The 5,857-nt window shown below is 61.0% G+C and carries 4 protein-coding genes; 1 reads left to right on the forward strand and 3 read right to left on the reverse strand.

Annotated elements, in window-relative coordinates; translation table 11 throughout:
* Window positions 1–558: 558 nt before the first annotated feature.
* The 3 genes from QZ498_RS16930 to QZ498_RS16940 all read right to left on the reverse strand — a co-directional run bounded on the left by QZ498_RS16930 (window position 559) and on the right by QZ498_RS16940 (window position 4,430).
* Window positions 559–2,865, reverse strand: coding sequence for a DUF3141 domain-containing protein (locus QZ498_RS16930; RefSeq protein WP_294624377.1), 2,307 nt, complete (start codon window positions 2,863–2,865; stop codon window positions 559–561).
* A gap of 4 nt (window positions 2,866–2,869) precedes the next feature.
* The gene (gene fabI / locus QZ498_RS16935) at window positions 2,870–3,634 is read right to left on the reverse strand and encodes an enoyl-ACP reductase FabI (RefSeq protein WP_294624379.1); all 765 of its coding nucleotides are present in this window, start codon (window positions 3,632–3,634) and stop codon (window positions 2,870–2,872) included.
* Window positions 3,635–3,920: 286 nt separating this feature from the next.
* Window positions 3,921–4,430 carry a GNAT family N-acetyltransferase gene (locus tag QZ498_RS16940; protein ID WP_294624381.1) on the reverse strand — a complete coding sequence of 170 codons (510 nt, stop codon included), beginning with the start codon at window positions 4,428–4,430 and terminating at the stop codon, window positions 3,921–3,923.
* A 628-nt stretch (window positions 4,431–5,058) separates the two neighbouring features.
* Between QZ498_RS16940 and QZ498_RS16945 the strand changes: the two genes are divergently transcribed.
* Entirely contained in the window at window positions 5,059–5,694 is a 636-nt protein-coding gene (locus QZ498_RS16945; RefSeq protein WP_294624383.1) for a hypothetical protein, read from the forward strand.
* Window positions 5,695–5,857: the final 163 nt, after the last annotated feature.

The raw sequence follows: 5,857 nt of genomic DNA on the forward strand, positions 1-5,857 counted from the left end.
GCTGCGAATATTCGCGCGCAGCCGGTCCTCGATCGGGTCGAAGCCATCGTCGCAAGCGAGTAGCGAAAGCGCGCTGGTGTCTGTAATCTTGTTCATGGCGTGATCTCCTCTGGCGGTGCCAGCCGCCGGTTGGGTGGTTCAGGATCACCCGGAGATTATGCCACCTTCAAATTTCCACCAACTTCGCGACACGACCGGACAGTGAGTGGAAGCGCTGTGGTGAACACTGTGAAGTTGCTGGGTGCTATGTTGGTGCAGGAACTTGGAGCTCTGTGTCGCTCGCCGTGTTGCCAACACTGTGTTGTGGGTTTGTGGTTCAAGCACCATGTTGGCGGATTTTTGGGCGGACATGGTCGTTTAGGGTAGTAGTAGCCTAATTGGCAGCGATCGGCCCAAAGCGGACGTTGCTGACCTTCCAAGCGAAGGTCGATTCAGTACACTTACGGCGGTCCGGGGCTGGATGCGCATAGATCAAATGGGCGCAACGATCAAAGGCTTGTGGGCGCCGCGCCCCGACCCCGCATGGCGAAGCGTGACACCAATTCCAGCTTGGAGACCCTACTCCGCGGCGTCTTTGCCGGCCCGTGAGGTTGGACGCACCCAATCCCTCGCCCTCGCGCGCAGGACAGTCTGGAACCGATCAAACATTGCGATGGTGGGCGCGTCCATGTCCTCCGGGGGGCCTGCAACGTCCAGAACAAGGTTCAGGGCGCGGATGCGATCGACATCGTCGCGCAGCAGTTTCGGCAGGGTCGCCAGGGCCTCGGCCTGCGCAAGATCCACGATCATGGATTGTTCATGGATGATATGGGTGCGCTGGCTTTCCGTCATGGTGTCAAAGGGCGGGCGGTTGTGCAGCAACGCATTGGCCCGTTCCAGCCGTTCACGCCGCACCGATCCGCGGGCGCGGCCCATAAGGATCATCATCCGCACGATCGCTTCCGGATAGCCGCCCTCATCGATATGAGCCAGCACCGCGCGCACTTCGGGGAATTTCTGAATATCGTGGCGCGCCGCGCCCTCGGGTTTCGGCGGGGCAATGGCGCGCATCAGCGGATGGGCATAGATCGCGTGAAAGCTCATCTCGATCATCGCGTCGCGCCCGTCACGGTAAAGATCCCAGTTGCGTTCGATCAGGTCGGCCATCGCGGTCTCGGTCCGCACAAAGACATTCTCGGTGCCGATGGATTTGCGCTCTTCCCGCGCGGTCTCCGCGGCTTCGGCAAACGGTTTCATCGCCGGATTGTCCGAGGCAAAGCTGGCCATCTGCGCCCGCATCGGGTGGGCCTCCCGAGCCGCCTCGGCCATCTGGGGGGTTACCATGCGGCGCAACCAGGGGCGCATCATGATCTCATAGCCCTTGACCGCCCATTCCGACAGTTCGGCGACGGCGGCGAATTCCTCGGCGATCTCGGGCGCGTCATTCATCGCTCGGATGTCGTCGACCTGCCGGGACTGAAACTCCACCTGAAACGCGCCATCCGCATCCTGATCGATCATCATCTCGTATAGCCCCGGCGCCAGGCTTTCGATGGTTTTGACGACGCTTGTGATCTGCTTGTGCTGGGTCTTTGCGACCTTGGCCGAAACGAAAATGCCCAGATGCCCGATGGAATCATGCAGCGTGTAGATGATGACATGGCCGCGCGCGCGCAATTCCTCGGTCGTTTCGTATAGGTCGGCGATCCAGTGCAGCGCCTGCTGCGGCGGCGTGATGTTGTCGCCATGCGAGGCGAAGACGATCACCGGTGCGGTGATCCGCGTCAGGTCCACCGGGGTGCCATCGTCCAGCACCGCCTGCCCCGCCGTCAGCTTGTTGCCCACAAACAGGTTCTCGACGATCCAGCGGATCTCGGCCTCGTTCATGAAATAAAAGCCTGACCACCATTTCTCGAAGTCCAGAAACCGGTCCACCCCGTCATCGACATCGGCATAAAGGTCGTAATTCTTGCGCCACCATGTCTTGGCCGGGTTCAGCCCTTCGAAATTCAGCACCAGCGATGCGCCGTCAAACACCCCACCGCCAAGGTCCGAGGCCAAAAGGGCGGGCACCGCGCCCCCGGCCAATCCGCCGTAGTAGCGGAACGGGTTCTTGCCGACCTGCCCGGCCCAATAGCTCAGCGGCGCGCCCGCGATGACGACCGGACCGGTCAGATCGGGATGGGTGGCGGCCAGGATCATCGAGGCCCACCCGCCCTGGCAGTTCCCGGTGATCAGCGGTTTCGGCGCGTTGGGGTGCCGTTCGGCGATGGTTTTCAGGAAGTCTGCCTCGGCGGCGGTAACATCGGCCAGGGTCTGGCTGGGGGTCGGCTGCGGGTGGAAAATGACAAAATAGACTGGGTGGCCATCGGCCAGCGCCACCCCCACCTCGCTCTCGGCCTTGAACCCGCCAATGCCCGAGCCATGGCCCGCCCGCGGGTCGATGATGACCCAGGGCCGCCCGCCCGTCCGGGTTTCGGGGTTATCCTTGGAGGGCAGGATCCGCACCAGGGAATAATTCACCGGGCGGTCCAGCTCGGCCCCATCGACGACCAGCTCGTAGTCAAAGGCCAGCACAGGTTTCAGCCCTTCGGCCTCTCGCTGCTTGGCCGCATCCCCCCTTTGCCGCAGGGCGTCGAGATACAGGACACCGCGTTGCTGTGCATCGGTCAGATAGGCCTGCCACTGCTCGGCCAGGCTACTGCCCGCCGCCCCGTCCCATGCCGCATGCAACGCGCCCGCCGACCGGTGCCAATGATCCCAGACCGATTGCAACAGCGCCGCGCCATGCTTCTGGCCCAGCATGGTCAAAAGCGCCGCTTGCGCGCGGGCCTGATCGGTCATGTCTTGGATCGCGTGGTCCGTCTGGTCTGGCCGGTCGGTCATGGTGTCACCCCAGGATATGATAGCCGCCGTCGATATGGTGCACCCCACCGGTCACATTCGCGGCCTCGCGGCTGGCAAGAAAGGCGGCGAAAGCCCCGACATCTTCGATGGTGGCCAGGTGATGGGTGGGCGCGCGTTCGGCGGCGCTGTGCAAAAGCTGGTCGAAATGGTCAATCCCGCTGGCGGCGCGGGTCTTAAGCGGCCCGGGCGACAGAGCATGCACGCGGATGCCCTTGGGGCCCAGCTCGGCCGCGATGTAACGGGTGACCGATTCAAGCGCCGACTTCACCGGCCCCATGACGTTGTAATGATCGACCACCTTTTCCGATCCGTAGAAGCTGACCGTGGCGCACATGCCGCCTTGGGTCATCAGGGGTTCGGATTTGCGGATCAGGTGGATGAAACTGCCGACCGAGACATCCATCGCCACCTGAAACCCGGCGCGGGAGCAATCGGTGACACGACCATGCAGGTCATCCTTTGGGCAAAAGGCGATGGCATGGATCAGGATGTCGAGACGGCCCCACTCCTGCGTGATCCGGTCAAACAGCGCGCCGATCTGGCCATGGTCGGTGACGTCGAGCGGCGCGATGATGTCGGCGTCCAGTCCTTCGGCCAACGGGCGCACATGCGGTTCGGCCCGATCGTTGAGATAGGTGATCGCCAGATCGGCCCCCTGCGCGGCCAGCGCCTGGGCAATGCCACAGGCGATGGATTGGTCATTGGCGATGCCGACGATCAGGGCCTTCTGGCCGGTAAGGGCAAACATGGGGTCTTCCGTAACAACAGATGGTTTCGGGTGACGATAATTGAGTGCTGTGACGGGGATGCGACACGCCAAGGAAAAATTAGAACTCGGGCACGCTACTTTGGCGGGAACTATCGGCTTGCCCAAAACAGGTCGCGCGCAGCGCCACGCACCCCCTTCTGCGCGCATGCTGCGCGAAGGCCCGCGTTGCACGACCGCAACACGCCTTACCCATCGCAAACCCTGCGGCCCCCGACCCCTTCCGGGCGTTCGGACGGCTGACCTCGACCGACAGCCTCAGAATTCCTCAACAGCGGTCCGGATCATGCCGATAGACCAGATCGCCCGGATCTTGTGGGCGCGCCTGCGTGTCCAGAACCGCCCCCAAACGTTCCGCAAGACGGATCGAGCGGGCGTTTTCCGGCCCTATATAGCTGACCAATGTCGCCATCTTCCTGACCTGAAACGCCCAATCCCGCATCGCGACCGCTGCCTTGTAGGCATAGCTTTGGCCTTCCGCCTCGGACACAAGCTGCCAACCCAGTTCCGGCTCCGGAAAACGCGGGCCTTGGTTGACCTCGATCTGCCCCACACATTGCCCCGTGGATCGAAGCTCAATCGAAAGAACGCCAATGCCAAAAAGCTGCCACAGCGCGATGCCATGGCAAAATGCGCCCCAGGATTGCGTCACGGAAAACGGCCCGCCCATATGCCACGCCAGTTCCGATCCCATCAGTTCGGCAAAACTGGGCCAGTCTGCGAGCATAGGCTCCCGCAAAACAAGACGGGCGGTCTGAAGGCCGGGGGCAACGCGCATGACGGCCAAACGCTTCGGAGGATGACCAAGTCATAAGGCAACGCCTGCCCACTGCGAAAGGCAAGTTTGGTCTTGGGGCGGACGCTACGGCGCATGACCGAATGCTTCCTCTCCGTTGTGGGCGCCACATCTCATTAAGGTGCCTGGCCGGCCCTGCGCGCCGACCGACACAACCGGAGATAGATTGACGCCATCGCGGCTCATCTTCGCGCCCGTCTGTCAACGGCGGGGCAAAAACCGGCCACTTGGCGGCGCAAAACCCGGCCAGTGGCGGGGCGCCGAGCCACATGGCGCGTGCGCTCCTCAGATAGCTGGCGCGTGCCATGGCGCATTGGCCCGCATGGCCAATCCTGTTAAGGATGATCAGGTTGGGGCTTCGGCCTTTCGGGCGCGGCTCTGGGCAAGCCTGTAGCCTCGAGAAGCAAGTTCGTGTTGGTGCAAGAACGGTGGGCACTGTGTTGCCCGCTATGTTCGAAACACTGTGGTTTAAACACTGTGTTGGTGGAGTTTTGTGGAAACACTGTCCGACGCACCGTGTCCCATTAAGTTGTGCGCATGGCGCAGTTGCCACTTCCGATGTCAGGGCTACTTCCATTTTGGGGCGTGTTGGACAAAGGGGGGGAGTACGATGAGATTATTGATCGTAGTAGCTGGCTTGGTAGTCAGTGGTGGCGCTGCACAGGCTAATTGCTTTAATTATGAAGAAAGCGGTGCTGCACCTGCCACCGCTCTTATGTGTATCGAAGGCAGCTGTGCTGAGACTTCCGCTACGTTTGAGTGCGGTAACGCTGGCGGCGCACAGTTCGGTTTCGACAACGGTGTAAATATTGACTGCATAGCACAAGGCGGCGTGTCGGCATGTGCCATTTCAGTGGAAGGGCGGAGGGTTCTGGAGCAGGCAGTAACCTGTACCAACTTAACTGATGAGCCTGTATGCCGAGGTCTGCCCACACCTTGTGACGCCCACATGGACACAATACGAGCTGGTTTCCAGGCAGTTCCAGAATTCGCAAGAATGGATGTGCAATCCGTACTGCAGTCTATGCGGTATTATATGAACTTTGATACTTTTCCGGCCCAGCCTGCTAGCATTGATGGTGCATGGGGACCTCGTACCGAAGCAGCGTTTCAGCGCTTCTGCGCAAACGACTTGCATCGAATAGGCACGCAACGACCGGGTCGTCTGTCGGAGCAAGAAGCTTTTAATTTGGCCCGTTCGATCAACGACCTGATGGAAGTTTTGGGCGATCAGGAAGATATGTAGAGCCTAAAATCTGGCTTTAGAAGCCGACTGTGCTCAGACGACTGTGTTGGCCGCTGTGTTGTTAACACTGTGTTTTCGGTTTTCTGGGTTGTGTCTCGAAAGTGGTGGAAATTCTCCGGCGTCGTCCTCCGAGCGGTTTGATTTGCGCCTGATCAAGCGGCAA

The sequence above is a fragment of the uncultured Roseovarius sp. genome, assembly GCF_913057115.1.
GTDB lineage: Bacteria > Pseudomonadota > Alphaproteobacteria > Rhodobacterales > Rhodobacteraceae > Roseovarius.